Here is a 22,301-nt window from a genome sequence, read left to right as displayed (position 1 = left end):
GAAGAGTATGGAGCCGCAGACATGGAACAGGATACTTGATCATGTCCGCATGCTTGTTCAGCAGGAAGGGTTGTGGCGCCCGGGCAGCCGGATTGTGGCTGCTGTGTCCGGCGGTCCGGATTCGATTGCACTGCTGCATGTTCTGCATCAGCTGGCACCGGCATATGGTTGGACGGTCATTTGTGCCCATATGAATCATGGCTTTCGTCCGGAGGAGTCGGCAGAGGAAGCTGCCTTTGTCAGGAAACAGGCTGCAGCGCTTGGTGTACCTTTTGAACTGGAGCAGGTCGATGCGCCGGCTTATATGGAACAGACCGGCAAAGGAGCACAGGAAGCAGCACGTGAACTGAGATACCGGTTTTTACACAAAGTCGCTGATTGCTACAATGCCAATTCCATTGCGCTTGCCCACCATATGGACGATCAGGCCGAGACGGTTATGATGCGGATTATCCGTGGTACCGGACCGGAGGGAATCGGGGGCATCAAAATGCGCAGAACCGAAAAAAAAGTGGAACTTGTCCGGCCTTTTCTGCGTATATACAAGGCAGACCTCATTCGTAGTTGCGAGGAGTGCAGCTTTGAGTACATGATCGACAGCAGTAATGAGCACCGTAAATATACGCGGAACCGCATACGGCTGGACGTTTTGCCCTTTTTGGAACAGTATAACAGGCAGCTGGTGCCGACTCTGGCCCGCCTTGCCGAGATTACCGGAACGGAAAGTGAATATATTCAGCAGCAAACCGAGGCGTTATATGCTGAATTGGTTAAAGAAAAAGAAGGATCATTTTCATTTCCCGTGACTTCCTTTGCAGGCGCTCATGTCGCTTTACAACGGAGGTTGATTAAACTAATATTAAATTATCTGTCATCAACTGCTGAACAATTTGATTTTGCCAAAATCGAACTGATCCGCCAGCAGATCGTACAGAGCCATCTCACAAGCTGGAATCTGGATGTCGGAGAACGGGTGATCTGCGTACGAGAGTACGGGAATATCCGGTTTATGCAGCATTCGGGCAGGGAAATAGAGCCGTTTTGCATTCCCCTGCAGCGTGAAAATGCCGTGATATCCATACCGGGATCTTTAGATCAGGTGGAGATTCGCTTGCTGGAATGGAGAGAGTGTCATTCCGAAGCGTTACAGCTTTCTTCGGATGAAGCGTTATTCGATGCGGATTTAACGGATTTTCCGCTTTATTTGCGTTCCCGCCGTCCCGGCGATATTATCAGGCTCCTGGGCAGTGGAACGAAGAAAGTTAAAAATCTTTTTATCGATGCCAAAATACCATTATCTCAGCGTGATCGCCTGCCGCTTCTGGCAGATCATCATGGTCGTATACTGTGGATTCCGGGGGTCCGGCGTTCGCAGGAGGCACTTTTGCATTCAGGCTCGAGTCATTGCCTTTATATGAGACGGATAAAGTCTGCAGAATAATGTTTGATTTCCATCGATTTAGCTTGATAAGTATAATGTAGGAGGTTCATCCAAGTTGCACAACGATATCAAAGAAGTGCTCATCAGCGAGGAAGAAATTCAGCAGAAAATTCTGGAGCTGGGTGCGAAGCTCAGTGAAGATTACAAGGACCGCAATCCACTTGTCATCTGTGTTCTGAAAGGCGCGTTTGTTTTTATGGCCGATCTGGTAAAACGGATCGAAGTACCACTGGAGATCGATTTTATGGCAGTGTCCAGCTATGGCGCTTCCACCAAATCATCCGGTGTCGTTAAGATTGTCAAAGATCTGGACGTATCCATAGAAGGCCGGGATGTACTGATTGTTGAAGATATTATTGATAGTGGACTCACGCTCAGCTACCTCATCGAGATTCTGCATGGCCGCAATGCCAATAGTGTGCGTGTAGTAACCCTTTTCGATAAGCCGACAGGCAGAACCGTTGAACTTGAGGCAGATTATACGGGATTCATCATTCCGGATGCCTTTATCGTCGGTTACGGTTTGGACTACGCCGAGCACTACCGGAATCTCCCCTACATCGGGATTTTAAAACCGGAAATTTATTCAAACTAATTACTGGTCCCGCGGGCAATAATGGAAATTGGACATGGAATGGGTACAATACTCATTATTAACAATATCTGTTATTGCACTCTGGCATCTATTGAGAACGTCAGACGGGCTATGGTAAAATAATTTAAGTGTCTTGAGAGGAGGTAGGGGATGAATCGGTTCATCCGGAATTCTGGATTCTATTTAATACTTTTTTTAGTCGTGGTGGGCATTGTCCGTTACGTCAGTGACGGAAGTGAAGGTGTCTATAATCCAAGATATGACCAACTCAAAACTGAACTTAGCAATGGTAATGTAGCATCAGTAACGATTCAATATGATAACTATGCTTATCTGGTTACCGGTATGTTTAAAGTTCAACCTGAAGGTGCAAAGACCAAGCAGTTTTCATCCTACATCCCTGCCACCGACGCAGCGTTGGATCTAATCAATACTGCCAGTGAAGCCAAGGGGACGCAGGTAACCGTTAAACCTAAGGAAGGCGACAGTATCTGGTTGTCCTTTATCACATCCATGATCCCGCTCGTGATTATGTTTATTCTCTTCTTCTTCCTTTTCAATCAGGCTCAGGGTGGCGGAGGCAAAGTGATGAACTTTGGCAAAAGCCGTGCGCGTCTGTATAACGAAGAGAAGAAAAAGATTACTTTTGAGGATGTAGCCGGCGCAGACGAAGAGAAACAGGAACTCGTCGAAGTCGTTGATTTCCTCAAAGATCCGCGTAAATTCAATACCGTTGGAGCCCGGATTCCCAAAGGCGTACTGCTGGTGGGTCCTCCAGGTACCGGTAAAACACTCCTTGCCCGTGCAGTAGCCGGGGAAGCGGGAGTACCATTCTTCAGCATCTCGGGTTCTGACTTCGTCGAAATGTTCGTCGGTGTCGGTGCATCCCGTGTACGTGACCTTTTTGAGAATGCGAAGAAAAATGCGCCATGTATCATCTTTATCGATGAGATTGACGCAGTAGGACGTCAGCGTGGTGCTGGCCTGGGCGGCGGTCACGACGAACGTGAACAAACGCTCAACCAGTTGCTCGTTGAGATGGATGGTTTTGGAGCCAACGAAGGTATTATTATCGTAGCGGCAACCAACCGTCCGGATATTCTGGACCCTGCGCTTCTGCGTCCAGGCCGTTTCGACCGTCAGATTACGGTAGATCGTCCGGACGTCAAAGGCCGTGAAGCGGTTCTGAAAGTCCATGCACGCAACAAGCCGCTGACCAAAGATGTCAAACTGGACATCATTGCGAAGCGTACGACCGGCTTTACCGGAGCTGATCTGGAGAACCTGTTGAACGAAGCGGCTCTCCTGGCAGCACGCCGCAACCGTCGTGACATCTCCATGCGTGAGGTGGACGAAGCGATTGACCGTGTTATCGTCGGTACCGAGAAACGCAGCCGTGTGATCAGTGACCGCGAGAAGCGCATCGTCGCTTATCACGAAGCAGGACATACCATCGTTGGTTACTTCCTGGAGCATGCCGATATGGTACACAAAGTAACCATCGTACCACGCGGACGTGCCGGCGGTTATGTGATCATGATGCCAAAAGAAGATCGCACACTCGTAACCAAGCAGGAACTGTTGGATAAAGTAACCGGTCTCCTCGGCGGACGCGTAGCGGAAGAACTGTACATCGGTGAGATCGGTACCGGCGCTTACAGTGACTTCCAGCAAGCGACCAGCATCGTGCGCAGCATGATCGTGGAATACGGTATGAGTGAGAAGCTTGGCCCAATGCAGTTTGGTAATTCACAGGGTCAGGTATTCCTGGGCCGCGATTTCGGACATGAGCAGAACTACAGTGATGCGATTGCTTACGAGATTGATCAGGAAATGAATCGCTTCATTACCGAGTCGTATGAACGTTGTCGCGAGCTGCTGCAAAAGCATTCCAGAGAAATGCATCTGGTTGCACAGACATTGCTTGAAGTAGAGACACTGGACTTCGAACAAATCAAATACCTGATCGAAAATGGATCACTTGAAGGTATGGGTGAAGGCAATACTGGCAGCAATGACAGTGGTCCTTCCGAAACCGGTGAACCTACTTTTGACAGCATTGGTGATTCCCAAGTTCGTCTCGACAAAGACAACAATCCATCATCAGAACCGGGAGCGGGCGGAAATATTCCGAACAATCCAACAGGTGGCTCTGATGACAATCGTGGCCCAGGTGGCGGTACTCCAACTTCCTAAGCCCACGTAATCAATGAATTCCCAAAAGCCCGAAGATCATTAAGGATCTTCGGGCTTTTTTATATGCTTTTGCAAAAAAAATAGGGGAGCAGCGATTGGGAGATCATATCTGTATAACTTGGATAAAAATGCGAATAAAAAGAAATTGTTAACTTATACCAAATAACAGATTGACAATCATATAGAGGATTGTGTACATTATTGGAGATGTTGATCACAATTTTGACACATTTTGCAGTCGACTACGAGATTTTTTTCACAAAGGTGAGAAAGACTATTCATTCAATGATTCACCTATAAACGCGCAAGATTGTGAAAACTGTCTCAAACCACTACAGGGAGATGAGTTCATGGAAGCTTTGGCATTGGAGAAAAAGGCAGAACGGGATGCAGAATTACGGGAGCGTCTGCTTCAGCTGAAAAAAGAACGAAATGCGATTATTCTGGCCCACTATTACCAGCGGGATGAGATTCAGGAAGTTGCCGATTTTCGGGGAGATTCATTTTTGCTGGCTCAGAAGGCAGCACAGACAGACGCGGATACGATCGTATTTTGCGGGGTTCACTTTATGGGAGAAAGCGCTAAAATTCTGGCACCGAACAAAACAGTCATTATCCCGGACGAACGAGCAGGCTGTCCGATGGCTGATATGGTCAATGTCGATGGACTGCGCCGCCTCAAGGAAAAGCATCCGAATGCCAAAGTCGTCACATATATTAATTCCTCTGCCGATGTCAAAGCGGAAACGGATATCTGCTGTACATCCGCCAATGCGGTAAAGGTCATCCAGTCGGTGGATTCCGATGAGATTATCTGGGTACCGGATAAAAACCTCGGTCATTATGTGCAGCAGCATACAGACAAGAAAATGATCATTTGGGAAGGGTACTGCAATACCCATGATATGCTCACCGTCAAGGATGTCGTCGAAATGAGAACAAAGCATCCGAATGCCCAGTTTGTCGTCCATCCGGAATGCCGTCCTGAAGTGGTCGCACTGGGTGACTTTGTAGGCAGTACAACTGCGATTATCAAATACTGCCGGGAATCGGACTGCCAGGAGTTTATCGTAGGTACGGAAGACGGTACCGGTTATCAGCTGCGCAAGGACAGTCCGGACAAAGCCTTTCATTTTGCCAGTAAATATCTGGTGTGCCCCAACATGAAAGTAAACAATCTCAAAAAACTCGTCAATTGCCTGGAAACGATGAAGCCGCAAATTTATGTACCGCCAGCTGTAGCAGACCGCGCACGGATCTCGCTGGAACGAATGCTGGAAGTCTCTTCTTCCTGAGAATCGGTAAATGTATCTATCGGTAAATGTGAATGGAAAGGCAGGCGTATGGGATGAATGCACAATATAATCATCCGAATGATGAGGTACAGCGATGGAAGCAGCTTCCGCGTCATATGACCGATGTGCTGATTATTGGCTCGGGAATAGCTGGGTTGTACGCGGCTATCCTTGCAAGTGAACATAAGAACGTGCTATTAATCACAAAGAACGTATTGCTGGAAAGCAATACACGTTATGCCCAGGGTGGAATTGCTGCTGTGATCAGTGAAGAGGACTCACCAGCTTATCATCGGCAGGATACATTGCTCGCCGGCGCTGGTCTCTGTTCTCCGACTGCTGTGGAGGTAATGGTCCAGGAAGGCCCGGTAGGCGTGCATGAGCTGATCCGGCTGGGTACAGCTTTTGATACTACCGATGGAGAGCTGGAGCTTACACGGGAGGGCGCTCATAGCCACCGTCGTATTTTGCATGCGAATGGAGATTCGACCGGCTATGAGATTGTTAGGGCGCTGTCCCATCAGGCCGCAGAGAATGATCGGATTACGGTCTGGGAGCACCATTTTACCGTAGATCTGGTGCAGGTGGAAAAGCAGTGCACCGGTGCGATCGTGCAGCGTCCGGATGGCGGCCATATCTACGTGCAGGCGGAAGCGACCATACTGTGCACAGGCGGTAGCGGACAGCTGTATGAACACACGACTAACCCGGAGGTGGCGACCGGCGACGGGATTGCCATGGCCTACCGGGCGGGAGCGGTACTGCGGGATATGGAATTTGTCCAGTTCCATCCGACCGCACTCTGTTATCCCGGAGCGCCACGGTTTCTGATCTCGGAGGCAGTGCGGGGAGAAGGCGCGATTCTGCGGAATCGCCAGGGAGAAGCCTTTATGGAGCGTTATCATCCGCTGCGCGACCTGGCTCCGCGGGATATTGTGGCCCGGGCTATCATCAGCGAGATGGAGCGGGAGGGCAGTTCGTTTGTTTATCTGGATATTACTCACGAGCCGCCGGAGAAGCTGCAGCAGCGCTTTCCGACCATTTATGAGACCTGTATGGAATATGGACTTGATCTTGCTGCAGACTGGATTCCGGTCGCTCCGGCTGCCCACTATATGATGGGCGGAGTTCGTACGGATGAATATGGAGAGAGCAGTATCCATAGACTATTTGCCTGTGGTGAAGTCTCTTCTACCGGTATCCATGGGGCGAACCGGCTGGCCAGCAATTCCCTGTCCGAAGCGATTGTATTTGGCAAACGAATCGTGGAACGCATTCTCAATCCGTCCTGGCAGGAAGGATTGGCTGATAGAGAGTTCACTGATCATTTTACCGATAATAGCGAAGCGGCTGTAATCTCGAATCAAGTATCCAATCAGATATCTGCACCTGCAGCGGCTGAAGAACACAATCCATTGATCAAAGGCACAGAACAATCGAATCCGCTGCAGACTATAGTCGATCGGTCCAGACAGCTGCATTCGGCAAGCCGCTTATTTGGCGACCGGGAAAATGTAAATAAATTCACAAACCTGCCGCACTCTGCACTCCTGCTCGTAACCGAGGATACTCAGCAGCGTCTGCAATTGCAGCAGATCATGACCCGTCATGCAGGCATACGCCGCAGCCGTCATTCGCTGCAGGAAGGACTATTACGACTCAGCCAGCTGCCTGAGCTGCCGCAGCGGGATCATTGTACCCAGGATCAGCTGGAGATTCATAACATGAGGACATGTGCGGCACTGATTCTGCAGGCGGCACTGTATCGTCAGGAAAGTCGCGGCGGGCATTACCGGGAAGATTTCCCGGAGCGCAATGACCGGGATTGGCAAAAGCATACTTTACAGCATATTACGCACGGGCTAATGGAGGAGAATATTGATGATGTTTAACGGATATCAGGAGAATCTTACGAATTGGATCAAGCTGTGGCTGCAGGAAGATGTAGGGTCGGGAGATATTACGACGGCTGCTACCGTTCCGGCAGGTCATCAGAGCCAGGCTGTTATTCATGCCAAGCAGGATGGCGTTCTGGCCGGACTGCCTGTCGCCGAGCATGTATTCCATACGGTCGATCCATCCCTGCAGTTTACGGCTGTCGCTACAGAAGGCCAGTCTCTTGCACAGGGTGATATTATCGCCAGGGTAGAAGGCAGCAGCCATTCCCTGTTAACCGGAGAGCGGCTGGCGCTCAATCTGCTGCAGCGCATGTCGGGCATCGCAACGCGCACCCGCCAGTACGTGGAACAGATTGACGGTCTGCCGGTCAAACTGGTGGATACGCGCAAGACAACACCCGGCCACCGGATGCTGGAAAAGTATGCCGTGCGTGTCGGCGGCGGAAGCAATCACCGATTCGGTCTGTACGACGCAGTGATGATCAAGGATAATCATATCAAGGCTGCCGGTGGAATTCGGCCTGCTGTCCAGGCTGCCCGGGCGCAGATTCCGCATACGATGACGATCGAAGTGGAGACCGAGACGCTGGAGCAGGTCACCGAAGCGCTGCAAAGTGGTGCAGATATCATCATGCTGGATAATATGAATCATGGGCTTATGCACGAAGCGGTCGCTCTGATCCGCGAGCATAGCCCGCATGTTCGTATTGAAGCTTCGGGTAATGTATCGCTTACGACGATCCGGGGGATCGCCGAGACAGGCATTGATATTATATCGGTTGGACGACTGACCTATTCTTTTGATAATCTGGATATCAGTCTTGATCTGGGAAACAAAAAGAAGGAGTGACACGCATTGGTATTGGTGATTGATATTGGGAATACGAATATTGTGTTTGGCGTATACAAAGGTGAGAAGCTGCTGCATCATTTTCGTATCAGTACCAATCGCCAGGCGACACCGGATGAATACGGAGTGACGATTCATCATTTATTTCAAATGTCCGATGTCTCCATTGCTGGCATTGAAGGAATTATCATCTCCTCCGTGGTGCCGCCGATTATGCATACCCTGGAGGAGATGTGCGAGAAATATCTGCATCATACACCGATGATTATTGGACCGGGCATACGTACCGGTCTGAATCTGCGTTACGAGAATCCGCGTGAGGTGGGAGCCGACCGGATTGTGAATGCGGTCGCTGCGATCTCCCTGTACGGGAGTCCGGTGATTGTGGTGGATTTTGGAACAGCGACTACATTTGATTGTATAGATGAGCAGGGCAGTTATCTCGGCGGTGCAATTGTGCCGGGAATTGGCATTTCCACGGAGGCGTTGTATCAGCGCGCCTCCAAACTGCCCAATATTGAACTGGAGAAGCCGCGGAAAGTCATCGGACGTAATACGATTCATGCCATGCAGTCGGGGATCATTTTCGGTTATGCCGGTCAGGTAGACGGCATTGTCAAAAGAATCCGGGCGGAGATGGGTGTATCGGCCAGAGTCATCGCGACAGGTGGTCTGGCAGAATTGATCGCTACGGAGACCGAGACGATGATTGAGGTCAATCCGATGCTGACGCTGGAAGGGCTTCGCCTGATTTATGAACGCAATACCGGTTCTGCCCGCTCTGCACCACGCAGCGGAGAATAATAGGTATTCCTGACATCGACAAAACTTTTGACGTGGATATCGCGTCTAATTAGAATAGATATAACTTGAAGCAGCTGACAGCCAGATACTTATGATAGGTAATATACGCATTTTTGCACAGCAGCTATCGAATTCAGCTGCAATGTGCCCTATAATAGATTGTATGTCCTTTGAGAGACATCATGATCAAGCAGGCAGAACGAGAGGAGTTCATTTATATATGGAACAGCATAATGGAAATACACAACCGGATCGTCTGATCCGTGGAATAGCTATGGGAGGCAAAGTACGCGCGTTTGCCATCCGTTCTACTCATCTGGTAGAGGAACTGCGTCAGCGCCACGATACATGGCCGACAGCGACAGCAGCGATGGGACGTACCCTTACTGCCGCAGCCATGATGGGCGCCATGCTGAAAGGTGAAGAAAAGCTTACCCTTCAGGTTAAAGGGAATGGACCGCTCGGACAAATCGTGGCAGACGCCAACGCCAAGGGCGAAGTGCGCGGTTATGTCGATAACCCGCATGTTCATCTGCCAAGCAACGCGATGGGCAAACTGGACGTAGCCGGAGCTGTCGGAACCGAAGGCTTTATTTATGTGATCAAGGATCTCGGGCTCAAAGACCCTTACCGCGGCAGTGTGCCAATCGTATCGGGAGAGCTTGGTGAAGACTTCACCTACTATTTTGCCACTTCCGAGCAGACACCGTCTGCAGTTGGTGTAGGCGTACTGGTGGATACGGACAATTCCGTTATCGTATCCGGCGGATTTATTATTCAGCTGCTTCCGGGCCTGACCGATGCCGAGATCGACCAGCTGGAGAAAGGTCTGGGTACTCTGCCTCCTGTCACTTCGCTGCTCAATGAAGGTCTGGAGCTGGAAGAACTGCTGGGTCGCATTTTGCCGGATATGGAAGTGATGGACAGCATGGATATCACATTCAACTGCTCCTGCTCCCGTGAGCGTGTCGAACAGACCCTGGTGAGTCTGGGTGAGCATGAACTGGTACAGCTGATCGAAGAAGACGGACAGGCAGAAGTGGTATGCCATTTTTGCAATGAGAAATACCAGTTTGATCGTCAGGACCTGGAACGCATTCTGGCTGAAGCCAGAAATTAAGGGATATTAAGACATATGACGAAGGGTAAATCACCAGTATGGACAGCCGTCATGGTCTTATTCATAGTCATCATTATGCTGCTCGGAGCCTTTTGGGTCATCCGGGCAGTTCAGCATTCTGGGAGCAATTCGGATGTGGCAGTGGTGGGCAATGAATCTATCAGTGAACAAGAATGGGTAAGTGAACTGAAGAAGCGGTATGGGCAGGAGACGCTGACGCAGATGCTGAATCGGCGGGTCGTACAGCTGGAAGCGGATGCGCTGCATATTGCGGTCAGTGATGAAGAGATTCGGGATGATCTGGCAGAGCGGATGAGCGGGTATGCTTCCCCGCAGGCCTTTTACAAGGAAATGCAGACCCAGTTTGGCCTGACACCGCAAGACCTGCAGCAGGAATCCAGATATCAGATCCAGCTGGAAAAGATAGCGACAGAGCGGATAGAAGTGAGCGATGCGCAGGTGGACCGTTATCTGGAGCAGCATGAGCAGGAGACCGCCCAGCATCAGTACGATCTGGCATGGATTGAGACTGATACCGAGCAGGCTGCCGAAGAGGCGGTGCAGCGTATTGAGAATGGTGAGGAGTTTGCGACAGTAGCCGAAGAGATGTCCGTCGATTCCTTTTCCTCGGGTAAAGGAGGAGCACTGGGCTGGATCGATGAGGATGATCCCTTTCAGCCGCCTGAAGTGATCAAGGTCATTCAGCAGATGCAGGCAGGAGATATCGTGGGTCCTGTAGCGCTCAGCACCGGTCATTATGCGGTCGTGCAGGTCCGGGATATTCGCACGCCATCTTCCTCCAAACTGCAGATCAGCCGGGAGACCGCCAGACGTAAGGTGGCGCTGGAACAGGCAGAGCCGCTGACCGATATCGAGCAAAAATTGCGCAGCAAATATAAAGCGTATATTTTATCCGCCTCGCCTTAGGATTATAAGCCGGGAACATTGACATTGTCCGGTCGGATTGATAATATTAAATCATACTAAAACCAACTATTTTACTCGGATTAACACAGACTGTTGGCACATGGATTCAGTACATTTGTCCACAGCTGCGTTCCATTATTTGAAGGAGGGCAACAGCATGGCAAAAGTCGTAAATAACGTGACAGAATTGATCGGGGGAACTCCGCTCGTTCGTCTGAACCGTCTCGTATCGGAAGATAGCGCAGAGATTTACCTGAAGCTTGAGTATCAGAATCCGGGTTCCAGCGTTAAGGACCGGATCGCGCTCAGTATCGTGGAAGAAGCGGAAAAGCAGGGCGTACTCAAGCCGGGTGGAACGATCGTTGAAGCGACAAGCGGTAACACCGGTATCGGTCTGGCGATGGTCGCAGCAGCCAAAGGCTACAAATGCGTCATTGTAATGCCCGAGACGATGAGTATGGAACGCCGCAATCTGCTGCGTGCTTACGGAGCCGAGCTGGTGCTGACTCCGGGATCAGAAGGTATGAACGGAGCGGTCAAAAAGGCAGAGAGCATTCTGAGCGAGAATCCGGATTACTTTATCGCTGACCAGTTCCGCAACAAAGCCAATCTCAAAGTACACCGTGAGACGACCGGCCCCGAGATCGTAGAAGCGATTGAATCCATCGGCGGAACGCTGGATGCCTTTATTGCAGGGATCGGAACAGGCGGTACTATTACCGGAGCAGGCGAAGTACTGAAAAGCCATTTCCCTGACGTGAAGATATACGCGGTAGAACCGGCTGCTTCTCCAATTCTGGCAGGCGGACAACCGGGCCCTCACAAAATTCAGGGTATCGGCGCCAACTTTGTACCCGAGATTCTGAATCAGGACATCTACGATGAGATCATTCATGTAGAGAATGATGAAGCTTTTGAAATGGCTCGTCGTGTAGCCAAGGAAGAAGGCGTACTGTCCGGCATTTCTTCCGGTGCGGCTGTACACGCTGCACTCAAAGTCGCCAAGCAGCTCGGTAAAGGCAAACGCATCGTAGTCATCATTCCAAGTAATGGTGAACGATACCTGAGCACACCGCTGTACAACTTCGAAGCTTAATTAATATTAATTGGCCGTGATGCGGCTGATTCCGCGCCTCTGGTTTTCTCTGTCCACGGATGGAGAAGCAGGGGCGTTTTGCTTATTTGGTACTGAATAGGGCCGCGTTACAGGGCTATAGTTTAAACATATAGACGTATTTCGCCGCAGACCTTCTCAATTGCCGACCGCTTTAGTATACTAACGACAAACTACAGATGATCAGGTTGGGGGAAGCAGATTGACCAGAGTATGTATATCATTACAGGATTGGCAGCAATGGCTGGAGCAAGGGCACAACCAACTGCCTTATATAATGGAAATTCCGCTGGAGAGCCAGCTGCTGCCGGACAGCTGGGAATCCTTGTGGACCGAGCAGTATCCGCATTCCTTTTTACTGGAAAATGGGAAAAACGGTCGGTACACCTACCTTGGTCTGCAGCCGGTGTCTATATTGAGCGGACAGGACGATCAAGCAGAGGTTCAGAATTATACAACAACCGCAGCACATGCGGGACCGCCTATTCAACCAGTATCGGTTACTGCTCAGAATGGCAGGCCGCTGGAAGTGCTGCGGCAGTGGATGTCTGCGCACCGGGCGCCGCGGATGGCAGACCTGCCGCCTTTTACCGGAGGCTGTGTAGGATTCCTCAGCTATGATGTCGCCCGCTCGCTGGAGAAGCTGCCAAATCGGCTGCAGAATGATCTGGATCTGCCTGATTATGTCTGGATGCAATTCAACCAGGTCTGGGTCATCGATCATCATACGAACATGCTCTACTGCTGTACCCATACCGGGATCGACGAAGAACAGAGCGCTCAGCAGCCAAGCAATAGCCAAGACACCGATACATCCGCACCGGAATGGATAAGGCAAGCCTACCATCAGGCAGCACATCAGACGGACCGGATGCTGGAACAGTGGAATGCGCTGCAGCAGGTATCGACCATGGAGCAGCCACACTCGTTACAGCACCGTCAGCATTTTCTGATGAATCACCCGCTGTCTGCTACCGATTCACGGGCAGACCATGATCAGTTTACAACGGAATTTCAGCAGCCGCAGTTTGAACAGGCCGTACGAGCCGTGCAGGATTATATCCGCCAGGGTGACGTGTTTCAGGTGAATCTGTCTCTCCGCAGTCAACGGCAGATTTCCACTGCGCCGGAGTCCATTTATGAATGGCTGCGGGTTACCAATCCTTCGCCGTATATGGGGTTGCTGCGGCTGCCTGGCTTCCAGCTGGTCTCCGCCTCGCCGGAACTGCTCGTTTCGGTGATTGGAGATGATGTCGCTGCCCGGCCGATTGCCGGTACACGGCGCCGCGGCATGACCGAGCAGGAAGACCTGGCGATGGAAGCCGAGCTCACGGACAATGAAAAAGAACGTGCCGAGCATATTATGCTGGTCGATCTGCAGCGCAATGATCTGGGACGCATCGCCCGCTACGGGACTGTGCGCGTACCGGAGCTGATGACGATCGAACGTTATTCCCACGTGATGCATCTGGTATCCGGCGTAGAAGCGAAGCTGGCGGAAGACCGGGACGTCTATGATGTGATTGCCGCCGTTTTCCCCGGAGGAACCATTACCGGAGCTCCCAAGATCCGTACGATGGAAATCATCGAGGAACTGGAGCAGACCCGCCGTGGTGCCTACACCGGTTCGATGGGCTGGATTGACTATAATGGCAATATGGAATTAAATATTATTATCAGAACATTAACCATCAAGGAAAATACCGTCTATATGCAAGCAGGAGCCGGTGTAGTCATCGATTCCGATCCTTACCGTGAATACAGGGAATGCTTTAACAAATCGAGAGCGTTAGCCAGAGCCGTACTCTTGAGCGAACAATATGATGCGGCTCTGCAGAAAAGGGAGGAATACTGATGATTCTTGTAATTGATAACTACGATTCTTTTACGTATAACCTGGTACAATACCTTGGAGAGCTGGGCGAAGAGGTCATCGTACGCCGCAATGATGAGATTGATATGGAGGGCATCCGCGAGCTGGCACCGGATCATATTCTGCTGTCTCCGGGACCGTGCACGCCAACAGAAGCCGGCATTACCATCGACGTAATTCAGCAGTTCAAGGGCGAGATTCCGATCTTTGGTGTATGTCTGGGCCATCAGGCGATTGGACAGGCATTTGGCGGTAATGTCATTCGGGCAGAGCGTCTCATGCATGGCAAGACGTCTCCGATTCTGCATCAGAGCAGTTCGGTATTTGAGAACCTGCCGTCGCCGTTTACCGCGACCCGTTATCATTCCCTGATCGTGGAACGCAGCAGTCTGCCAGATTGCCTGGAAATTACGGCAGAGACCGCTGAAGGTGAGATTATGGGGCTTCGTCACAAAGAATATGCGATCGAAGGCGTTCAATTCCACCCGGAATCCATCGTCACGGATCATGGACATACCATTCTGCGTAACTTCCTGAGCCGTAAAGTGGACAAAGCTACTGTATGATGAAGTACGTCAGTATAAATGGTGTCATCACACCTACAGATCAAGCCGTGGTCTCCGTCATGGATCACGGCTTCTTGTATGGAATGGGTCTGTTCGAGACGTTCCGTACCTATAATGGACAGCCTTTTTTGCTGGATCGTCATCTGGAAAGGCTGCAGTCCGGCTGCGATTCGCTCCATATCCGCTGGCAAGCTGACGAGAAGCTGATCCGGCAGCAGATTCATGCCCTGATGCAGGCGAATGATCTGGCAGATGCGTATATCCGCTACACCCTGTCTGCCGGCATCGATATTTTGGGTCTGCCTTCCGGTGCGTATGAGCAGCCGACTATTGTTATTTATGCCAAAGCACTGCCTGATGCTGCTCCCCGCAAACCGAGCAGGAACGACACGGACGAGGGTTCATTCATCCCAGCAGCCGAACTGGAGCGCGTACAGCAGTATTTATCCGGCCGAAGCAAGTCGCTGCGCCGTCTGCACACTATCCGCAATACCCCTGAGGGCAGCGTTCGCCTGAAGTCGCTGCATTATATGAACAGCATTCTGGGCAAGCAGGAGCTGCAGCAGTATGGCGATCAGCCAGCCACAAGTGTAGAAGGATTGATGCTTACTGCCGGGGGAGACATTGCTGAAGGAATCGTGAGCAATGTATTTTTTGTCCAGGGAGGTCGTCTGCATACGCCTTCGCTGGAGACAGACATTCTGCCGGGCATTACCCGGGCGCTCGTAATGGAGCTGGCCGAACATATCGGCTTGCCGGTCGAACAAGGATTATACAGTTGGGACCGACTGCTTACAGCCGACGAGATTTTTCTGACCAACTCTATTCAGGAGATCGTTCCTGTGACCCGCTTGCTGGAGGAAGATCATTTTTCCAGCGTGCAGACCGAACAGGTGGGCAGGATGACTGCCCTTTTATATGCAGCTTATGAAAAGGAGGCATACCGCTTTTGAGACAGCCTGTACAGTACACACGGCAGTATACATGCGGTCCGGCGATACTGGAGCTGGGCCGCTCTACATTAATAATGGGTATTTTAAATGTTACTCCCGATTCCTTTTCGGATGGAGGCAGTTATACGTCGGTGGAGCGTGCTGTACAGCAGGCACACCGTATGATGGAAGAGGGAGCGGATATTATTGATATTGGCGGAGAATCCACCCGTCCAGGGCATGCTCCGGTCTCGGAGGAAGAAGAGCTCGCAAGAGTTATTCCGGTGATCAAAGCACTCCAGCAGCAGCTGCCTCATCTTCCGCTCTCCATTGATACGTACAAGGCAGAAGTTGCCAGACAGTCCCTCGCAGCAGGCGCCCATATCATTAATGACGTATGGGGAGGCATGGCGGATCCGGCAATGTTTGCTGTAGCCGCCGCAGCTAACTGCCCGTACATTCTGATGCATAACCGGCATGATATGGATTATACCGAGCTGGTTGCGGATGTGAAGACCGATCTGCAGCGGCAGATTACACTGGCACTGGATGCTGGTATTCAGCGGGACAATATCATTTTGGATCCGGGAATCGGTTTTGCCAAAAATGCGGATCATAATCTGGAGCTGATGAGCCGGCTGGATGAGCTGGCTGAACTGGGCTACCCTATGCTGCTGGGCACTTCACGCAAACGATTCATACGCACGGTGCTGGACCTGCCCGCAGATGATGTAGTGGAAGGTACTACTGCTACCACAGCATTTGGCATTGCCCAGGGCTGCCAGATTATTCGTGTACATGATGTGCAGCCCAACAAACGGATGGCCGTCATGTGTGATGCAATGCTGCAGGCCAGCAGATAGATCCGGAGCGTCAACAACCGACAGGAGGAGAAAAGTTAATGGATAAGATGATCATCAACCGAATGGAATATTACGGTTATCACGGTGTGTTTGAAGAAGAACGCAAGCTGGGCCAGCGTTTCTACGTGGATCTGGAGCTGGAGATGGATCTGTCTGAAGCCGGCAGAACCGACAATCTGGAGACGACGATCAATTATGCGGAGATCCACGAACGTGTCAAAGCCGTTGTCGAAACCAAATCCTTCAAGTTGATTGAGGCTCTTGCAGAATGTATTGCATCCACTCTATTGGAAGCTTATACTGGGGTACATGCATTGACCGTTAGAGTCACCAAGCCGCATCCGCCTTTTGATATTCATTTTCAGGGCGTTACCGTTGAATTGCGGCGTACACGAAAGTGAGCGTAGGTTGTGATGAACTCATCCGTCCCCTCTGAATATTCAGAGGCTTATATTGCTTTAGGCGCCAATCTGGGTAACCGGGAGCAGACATTGACCGAGGCGATACAGATGCTGGATGATCATTCCGATATTTCGGTCATCCGCTGCTCTGGATTTTATGAGACTGCCCCTGTGGGCTATGTCGATCAGCCTTCTTTTCTGAATATGGCACTCAGGCTGCATACGACCAAGCGTCCGCATGACTTACTGGCGGCACTGCTCAGTATTGAGAACCAGCTCGGCCGGATTCGCGATATACGCTGGGGACCACGTACCGTGGATCTTGATCTGCTGTGGATGGATCATCTGCATCTGCATTCCGAGACACTGGATCTGCCGCACCCTCGTATGCATGAACGTGCTTTTGTACTCGTGCCGCTGCAGGAGATTGTCACGGAAGAGACACCGGAGCTGTTTTCCTTTGTCGAAAATTCACTCATACAGGTCGCCGATCAGCAGCAGGATGTTCGTTATGTCAGCGCCTGCCCATTGTCCTTTAATTCAAAATTGAAATAAATTGCGGTACTGCGCCGCTGTCATAAAGGAGTGAATCATCGGATGTTAAAAATCGGTGATATTGAAATGAAAAACCGGGTCGTTCTCGCCCCGATGGCCGGCGTTTGTAATCCGGCATTCCGCCTGATCGCCAAGGAGTTCGGTACAGGATTGGTCTGCGCCGAGATGGTCAGCGACAAAGCAATTCTAAGCGGCAACAAGCGTACTCATGAAATGCTGTTCGTCGACGAGCGTGAAAAACCGATGAGCCTGCAAATTTTTGGTGGTGATCGTGCCTCTCTGGTCGAAGCGGCCAAAGTAGTTGATCAGGACACCAATGCGGACATTATCGATATCAATATGGGCTGTCCTGCACCCAAAATCAACAAAATCGATGCCGGTGCCCGCTGGCTGCTGGACCCTAACAAGATCAACGAGATGGTCGCTGCAGTCGTGGCCAACGTAAGCAAGCCGGTTACCGTCAAAATGCGTATCGGCTGGGATCATGATCATATTTATGTAGTGGATAATGCCAGAGCTGTCGAAGCGGCGGGCGGCAAAGCGATCAGCGTCCATGGTCGTACCCGTGAGCAGCTCTACACCGGCCAGGCAGACTGGTCTTATATCAAGCAGGCCAAAGAATCCGTCGCCATTCCTGTTATCGGCAACGGCGACGTGGTTACCCCGGAAGACGCCAAGCGCATGCTGGATACAACAGGCTGCGATGGCGTTATGATCGGCCGTGGTGCGCTTGGCAATCCATGGATGCTGTATCGTACGGTAGAATATCTCAAAACAGGCGAGCTGCCTCCGGATCCAACGGCCGAGGAGAAGATTCGTATCGCAATCTTGCATATGGATCGTCTGATTGCCCTGAAGGGTGAAGTGGTAGCCGTCAGAGAGATGCGCAAGCATCTGTCCTGGTACCTCAAAGGTCTCAAAGGCTCCGCCACCATCAAAAATTCCATTATGGAAGAGACCAGACGCGACGAAATGGTACGTATTTTGTATAATTTCCTGGAGAATCTGCCGCAGCATGTGGCATCCGCCGCTGACCATGAAGCGGTTCCTTTTGTACAGGTAAAGTGTGCTGCACCGGCAACCGTCTAATTCATCCATCGAACCATAACAGCTGATCCATAACTTTTTTGGGTCATATATAGTAAAAAACCGAAGTGCTTTTTACAGAGCCGCTTCGGTTTTTTTGCTGTTTTTGCTATTCCAAAGCCAGTCCGGCCTTTTGGTTGACATTTCACATTCATTCCCATATACTTTTGCAGTATAAATTTGCCTGAGTCAATGATTAGATATCATATACCCTCTGGGGAATTTCCCTGCGTCACTATTGTTTTGATAATCTTGCATGAGTCTTCGCTGCTTCTGAATCACTGGCTATTATCATGCTGGGAGACCCCAAAGCGAATTTTCGAAAATTATTCACATGACAGGAGAATTGGTTGAGATGAGCGATAAAGAATTCATTTTAACACAGGACGGTCTAAAGAAGCTGGAAGATGAATTGGAAAACCTCAAGTCCGTCAAAAGACGTGAGGTAGCGGAACGTATCAAAGTTGCCATTGGATACGGTGATATCAGTGAGAACTCTGAGTACGAAGATGCCAAAAATGAACAAGCCTTCATCGAAGGACGCGTTATTACACTGGAGAAAATGCTGCGCAACGCACGTATTATCAATAGTGATGAGATTGATACAGATGCGGTAAGCATTGGTGCAACCGTTATCGTTGAAGATCTGGAATTTGGTGACACGATGGAATACACAATCGTGGGTACGGCCGAATCCGATCCTTCCCAGAACAAGATTTCCAATGAAAGCCCGGTAGGCAAAGCCATCCTGGGCAAGCAAAAAGGTACGGTTGTTGATGTGAACGTACCGGCTGGTGTTATCCAGTACAAAATCCTGGAAATCAAAAGATAAGATTGTATGCATATACTTAACTGACCGGCGAAGAACACTTTCCCGGTACACTGCAGTAAGGATGTATACTTATCGTTTTACAAAAAAAGCTTCCCTAGGGGAGCTTTTTTCTTGAAATAAGCCCTATTTTCGTTAAATCAGCAGCAATATCGTTTTTAGAGATTTCAGATTGGCACCAAATCAAGTACACTATAATTATATGGCTTTTTGACTGAATACGGCTGCTTATCATATTTCTGCATCCCATCGGCATGACAGAAGCCGGCAAGTTATTACCTTAAAGGAGTTGAGACCCAGCGATGTCTGATGAAACATTGAATCCTGGTCAAGAACAGGAAAACATAAGTGAGAGTGAACTGAACGAACTACTGCAGGTGCGCCGTGACAAACTGGATGAACTGCGCGGACTGGGCATCGACCCATTTGGTAAAAAGTTCGTACGTACATCCAATGCGGCAGATTTGCTGCACACCTACGAGACGATGACCAAGGAAGAGCTTGAAGAAAAAGAAGTAACCGTCAGTCTGGCAGGTCGTATCATGACCAAGCGCGGCATGGGTAAAGCAAGCTTTGCACATATTCAGGATCTGAGCGGACGTATCCAGATCTATGTGCGTAAAGATACCGTGCCTGAAGCCAAATACGAAGCATTCACTATTCTGGATCTTGGAGATATTGTCGGTGTCACCGGTACTGTCTTCAAAACCAAAACAGGCGAGACGTCCATTAAGGTCAAAGATCTGGAAGTACTCACCAAATCCCTGCTGCCGCTGCCGGATAAATATCATGGTATGAAAGATGTAGAGCTGCGTTACCGCCAGCGCTATGTCGATCTGATCGTGAACCCGGAAGTACGGAAAACATTTATCACCCGTTCCCGCATTATCCAATCGATGCGCCGTTATCTCGATTCCCTCGGCTACCTCGAAGTCGAGACACCAACACTGCATGCGATTGCCGGCGGCGCTGCTGCCAAGCCGTTCATCACGCATCATAATGCGCTGGATATGGAACTGTACATGCGTATCGCCCTGGAACTGCACCTCAAGCGCCTGATTGTTGGCGGTCTGGAGAAAGTATACGAGATCGGCCGTGCCTACCGTAACGAAGGTACATCCACTCGTCATAATCCGGAATTTACCATGATCGAATTGTACGAAGCCTATGCGGACTACGAAGATATTATGGATCTGACCGAGAGCATGGTTGCCCATATTGCCCAGGAAGTGCTGGGTACAACACGCATCCAGTATCAAGGCCAGGAAGTGGATCTGACACCGAAATGGCGCCGTGTATCCATGGTAGACGCTGTCAAAGAAGTCAAAGGTGTAGACTTCAGCGTACACATGACCGATGCCGAAGCACAGGCACTCGCCAAAGAACACAATGTAAAAGTGGAGCCGCATATGACATTCGGTCATATCGTGAATGCTTTCTTCGAAGAGTTCGTAGAAGAGACGCTGATCCAGCCTACGTTCATTACCGGTCACCCGGTAGATATCTCTCCACTGGCCAAAAAGAACGAAGCCGATCCTCGTTTCACCGATCGCTTCGAGCTGTTCATCGTCGCCCGCGAACATGCCAACGCCTTTACCGAGCTGAATGATCCAATCGACCAGCGTCAGCGTTTCGAAGCGCAGCTCGTCGAAAAGGAAAAAGGCAACGACGAAGCGTTTGAGATGGACGAAGACTTTATCCGTGCACTGGAATACGGTATGCCGCCAACAGGTGGACTGGGTATCGGTATCGACCGTCTGGTTATGCTGCTGACAGATGCAGCATCTATCCGTGACGTCCTGCTCTTCCCACATATGCGTAACCAGGCACACGAATAAGCAATGATCCCTGCAGCCGGAATCAGTCATGTTCTATTACTATAATGAGTAAGAGTGATGATTGTTAGTAAGCTTCTATGCTATATGATTGCTGTAAAGTATCCTGGTCTACTATCTATGCTGCTTATCGGTTTCATGCAAGCTCTGTTTCTTGAGCAGCCTATACCAAAATACAGGTTATAGAAACTACTGCAGCATTTATAGAGGATGTTCCAGTATAGCGAATAGAACAGTTACAACCTAATATGCCAAAGGCCTGCTCTCAGTTGCAAGAGAGCAGGCCTTTTTATATCTTGGTTTTTCACGATCCAGAGTATCGGTATCCATTTCCGATATAACTGTCAGCCCACGAAGTATATACGCAGGTTTATTAACGATTAAAAATGCTCAAGTAGGTACACTCACCACTACCAACTGCTTTACATGATTACTATAGAAAGACTGGGGTAGCGTTAGAAAGACCCGATGACGTCAAAGCATTATCTTTTTGATAAGAGAGGCTGCATCCCTACTACAATGGCCGATCCAACTTATTGCCACTAGTATCTGTATTGGTACTACTATACTTCTTATAATTGTGGGAGCAGTTATATAGGAGTAGCGATATTGATGATATACAGATATATAGAAGTGAAAGCAATGCAGGATGCAAAGTTCCTTGGTAACCACCAGAGGGTACGAAAGCAAATAATCGCAATATACATCATTTGAAATATTCTATCTAAAGCTCCTATATAGACAGTTAGCAGAATTAGTGATCACTTTAATTTATAAGCATAAAGAATTTATTTATAAAGTGCTTGCCAGGTAAGCTAATATGTGTTATTCTATAAACCCAGTCGCGATACGGCGTTAAGCCAGTGACTGCTTATCATTACAGCAATCACATTGAAAGTCAAAAACTCCTTCAAAAAAAGTTGTTGACAGATGATTGCGAACATGATAAGATATAAAAGTTGTCACCGAGAGACACGGCGACGATGAAAAAGACTTTGATCTTTGAAAACTGAACAACGAGTGAGTGAAGAACTTAGTTCTTCAAAATATAGAGAACAGCAATGTTCTCGTCAGCAAGGAATGAGCAAGTCAAACACTTTATGGAGAGTTTGATCCTGGCT

The 22,301-nt window shown here is 49.8% G+C and carries 19 protein-coding genes; all 19 read left to right on the top strand.

From position 1 onward, the window contains the following. Positions 1–7 precede the first annotated feature (7 nt). The 19 genes from tilS to lysS all read left to right on the top strand — a co-directional run bounded on the left by tilS (position 8) and on the right by lysS (position 21,183). On the top strand, positions 8–1,441 hold the full coding sequence (gene tilS / locus WH45_RS21865) for a tRNA lysidine(34) synthetase TilS (protein ID WP_052723916.1): 1,434 nt from the start codon (positions 8–10) through the stop codon (positions 1,439–1,441). Between the two features lie 55 nt (positions 1,442–1,496). Continuing rightward, on the top strand, positions 1,497–2,036 hold the full coding sequence (gene hpt / locus WH45_RS21860) for a hypoxanthine phosphoribosyltransferase (RefSeq protein WP_046216553.1): 540 nt from the start codon (positions 1,497–1,499) through the stop codon (positions 2,034–2,036). 150 nt (positions 2,037–2,186) lie between these two features. Continuing rightward, on the top strand, positions 2,187–4,232 hold the full coding sequence (gene ftsH / locus WH45_RS21855; RefSeq protein ID WP_046216552.1) for an ATP-dependent zinc metalloprotease FtsH: 2,046 nt from the start codon (positions 2,187–2,189) through the stop codon (positions 4,230–4,232). A 350-nt stretch (positions 4,233–4,582) separates the two neighbouring features. After that, positions 4,583–5,527 carry a quinolinate synthase NadA gene (gene nadA / locus WH45_RS21850; RefSeq protein ID WP_046216551.1) on the top strand — a complete coding sequence of 315 codons (945 nt, stop codon included), beginning with the start codon at positions 4,583–4,585 and terminating at the stop codon, positions 5,525–5,527. Between the two features lie 53 nt (positions 5,528–5,580). After that, positions 5,581–7,419: an L-aspartate oxidase gene (gene nadB / locus WH45_RS21845; RefSeq protein ID WP_046216550.1), complete on the top strand. Its 1,839-nt coding sequence runs from the start codon at positions 5,581–5,583 to the stop codon at positions 7,417–7,419. After that, on the top strand, positions 7,409–8,275 hold the full coding sequence (nadC, locus tag WH45_RS21840) for a carboxylating nicotinate-nucleotide diphosphorylase (RefSeq protein ID WP_046216549.1): 867 nt from the start codon (positions 7,409–7,411) through the stop codon (positions 8,273–8,275). Before nadB ends, nadC begins: the two co-directional genes overlap by 11 nt. Positions 8,276–8,281: 6 nt before the next feature. Continuing rightward, entirely contained in the window at positions 8,282–9,079 is a 798-nt protein-coding gene (locus WH45_RS21835; protein ID WP_046216548.1) for a type III pantothenate kinase, read from the top strand. Between the two features lie 220 nt (positions 9,080–9,299). Beyond that, positions 9,300–10,199, top strand: a complete 900-nt coding sequence (hslO, locus tag WH45_RS21830) for an Hsp33 family molecular chaperone HslO (protein ID WP_046216547.1) — start codon at positions 9,300–9,302, stop codon at positions 10,197–10,199. Positions 10,200–10,214: 15 nt separating this feature from the next. Beyond that, positions 10,215–11,126, top strand: coding sequence for a peptidylprolyl isomerase (locus tag WH45_RS21825; protein ID WP_046216546.1), 912 nt, complete (start codon positions 10,215–10,217; stop codon positions 11,124–11,126). Between the two features lie 157 nt (positions 11,127–11,283). Next, positions 11,284–12,222 carry a cysteine synthase A gene (cysK, locus tag WH45_RS21820; protein WP_046216545.1) on the top strand — a complete coding sequence of 313 codons (939 nt, stop codon included), beginning with the start codon at positions 11,284–11,286 and terminating at the stop codon, positions 12,220–12,222. 220 nt (positions 12,223–12,442) lie between these two features. Further along, positions 12,443–14,095, top strand: coding sequence for an anthranilate synthase component I family protein (locus WH45_RS21815; protein WP_046216544.1), 1,653 nt, complete (start codon positions 12,443–12,445; stop codon positions 14,093–14,095). Then, positions 14,095–14,679 carry an aminodeoxychorismate/anthranilate synthase component II gene (pabA, locus tag WH45_RS21810; RefSeq protein ID WP_046216543.1) on the top strand — a complete coding sequence of 195 codons (585 nt, stop codon included), beginning with the start codon at positions 14,095–14,097 and terminating at the stop codon, positions 14,677–14,679. The genes WH45_RS21815 and pabA overlap by 1 nt, the downstream gene beginning before the upstream one ends. Further along, entirely contained in the window at positions 14,679–15,632 is a 954-nt protein-coding gene (locus WH45_RS21805; protein WP_046216584.1) for an aminotransferase class IV, read from the top strand. The genes pabA and WH45_RS21805 overlap by 1 nt, the downstream gene beginning before the upstream one ends. Then, complete coding sequence (gene folP, locus WH45_RS21800) at positions 15,629–16,474, top strand: dihydropteroate synthase (protein WP_046216542.1); 846 nt, start codon at positions 15,629–15,631, stop codon at positions 16,472–16,474. Before WH45_RS21805 ends, folP begins: the two co-directional genes overlap by 4 nt. 38 nt (positions 16,475–16,512) lie before the next feature. Next, complete coding sequence (gene folB, locus WH45_RS21795; RefSeq protein ID WP_046216541.1) at positions 16,513–16,875, top strand: dihydroneopterin aldolase; 363 nt, start codon at positions 16,513–16,515, stop codon at positions 16,873–16,875. A 12-nt stretch (positions 16,876–16,887) separates the two neighbouring features. Further along, positions 16,888–17,430, top strand: coding sequence for a 2-amino-4-hydroxy-6-hydroxymethyldihydropteridine diphosphokinase (gene folK, locus WH45_RS21790; protein ID WP_046216540.1), 543 nt, complete (start codon positions 16,888–16,890; stop codon positions 17,428–17,430). Positions 17,431–17,472: 42 nt separating this feature from the next. Further along, a complete protein-coding gene (gene dusB, locus WH45_RS21785; RefSeq protein ID WP_046216539.1) occupies positions 17,473–18,519 on the top strand; it encodes a tRNA dihydrouridine synthase DusB in 1,047 nt (348 codons plus the stop codon). A gap of 352 nt (positions 18,520–18,871) precedes the next feature. Continuing rightward, positions 18,872–19,348, top strand: coding sequence for a transcription elongation factor GreA (gene greA / locus WH45_RS21780; protein ID WP_046216538.1), 477 nt, complete (start codon positions 18,872–18,874; stop codon positions 19,346–19,348). 299 nt (positions 19,349–19,647) lie between these two features. Then, positions 19,648–21,183 carry a lysine--tRNA ligase gene (lysS, locus tag WH45_RS21775; RefSeq protein ID WP_046216537.1) on the top strand — a complete coding sequence of 512 codons (1,536 nt, stop codon included), beginning with the start codon at positions 19,648–19,650 and terminating at the stop codon, positions 21,181–21,183. The last annotated feature ends 1,118 nt before the right edge of the window (positions 21,184–22,301 follow it).

This window comes from Paenibacillus wulumuqiensis, assembly GCF_000971965.1.
GTDB lineage: Bacteria > Bacillota > Bacilli > Paenibacillales > Paenibacillaceae > Saccharibacillus > Saccharibacillus wulumuqiensis.
Note: the sequence above shows the minus strand (reverse complement) of the source record. Positions and strands in the feature narration are given on the sequence as shown.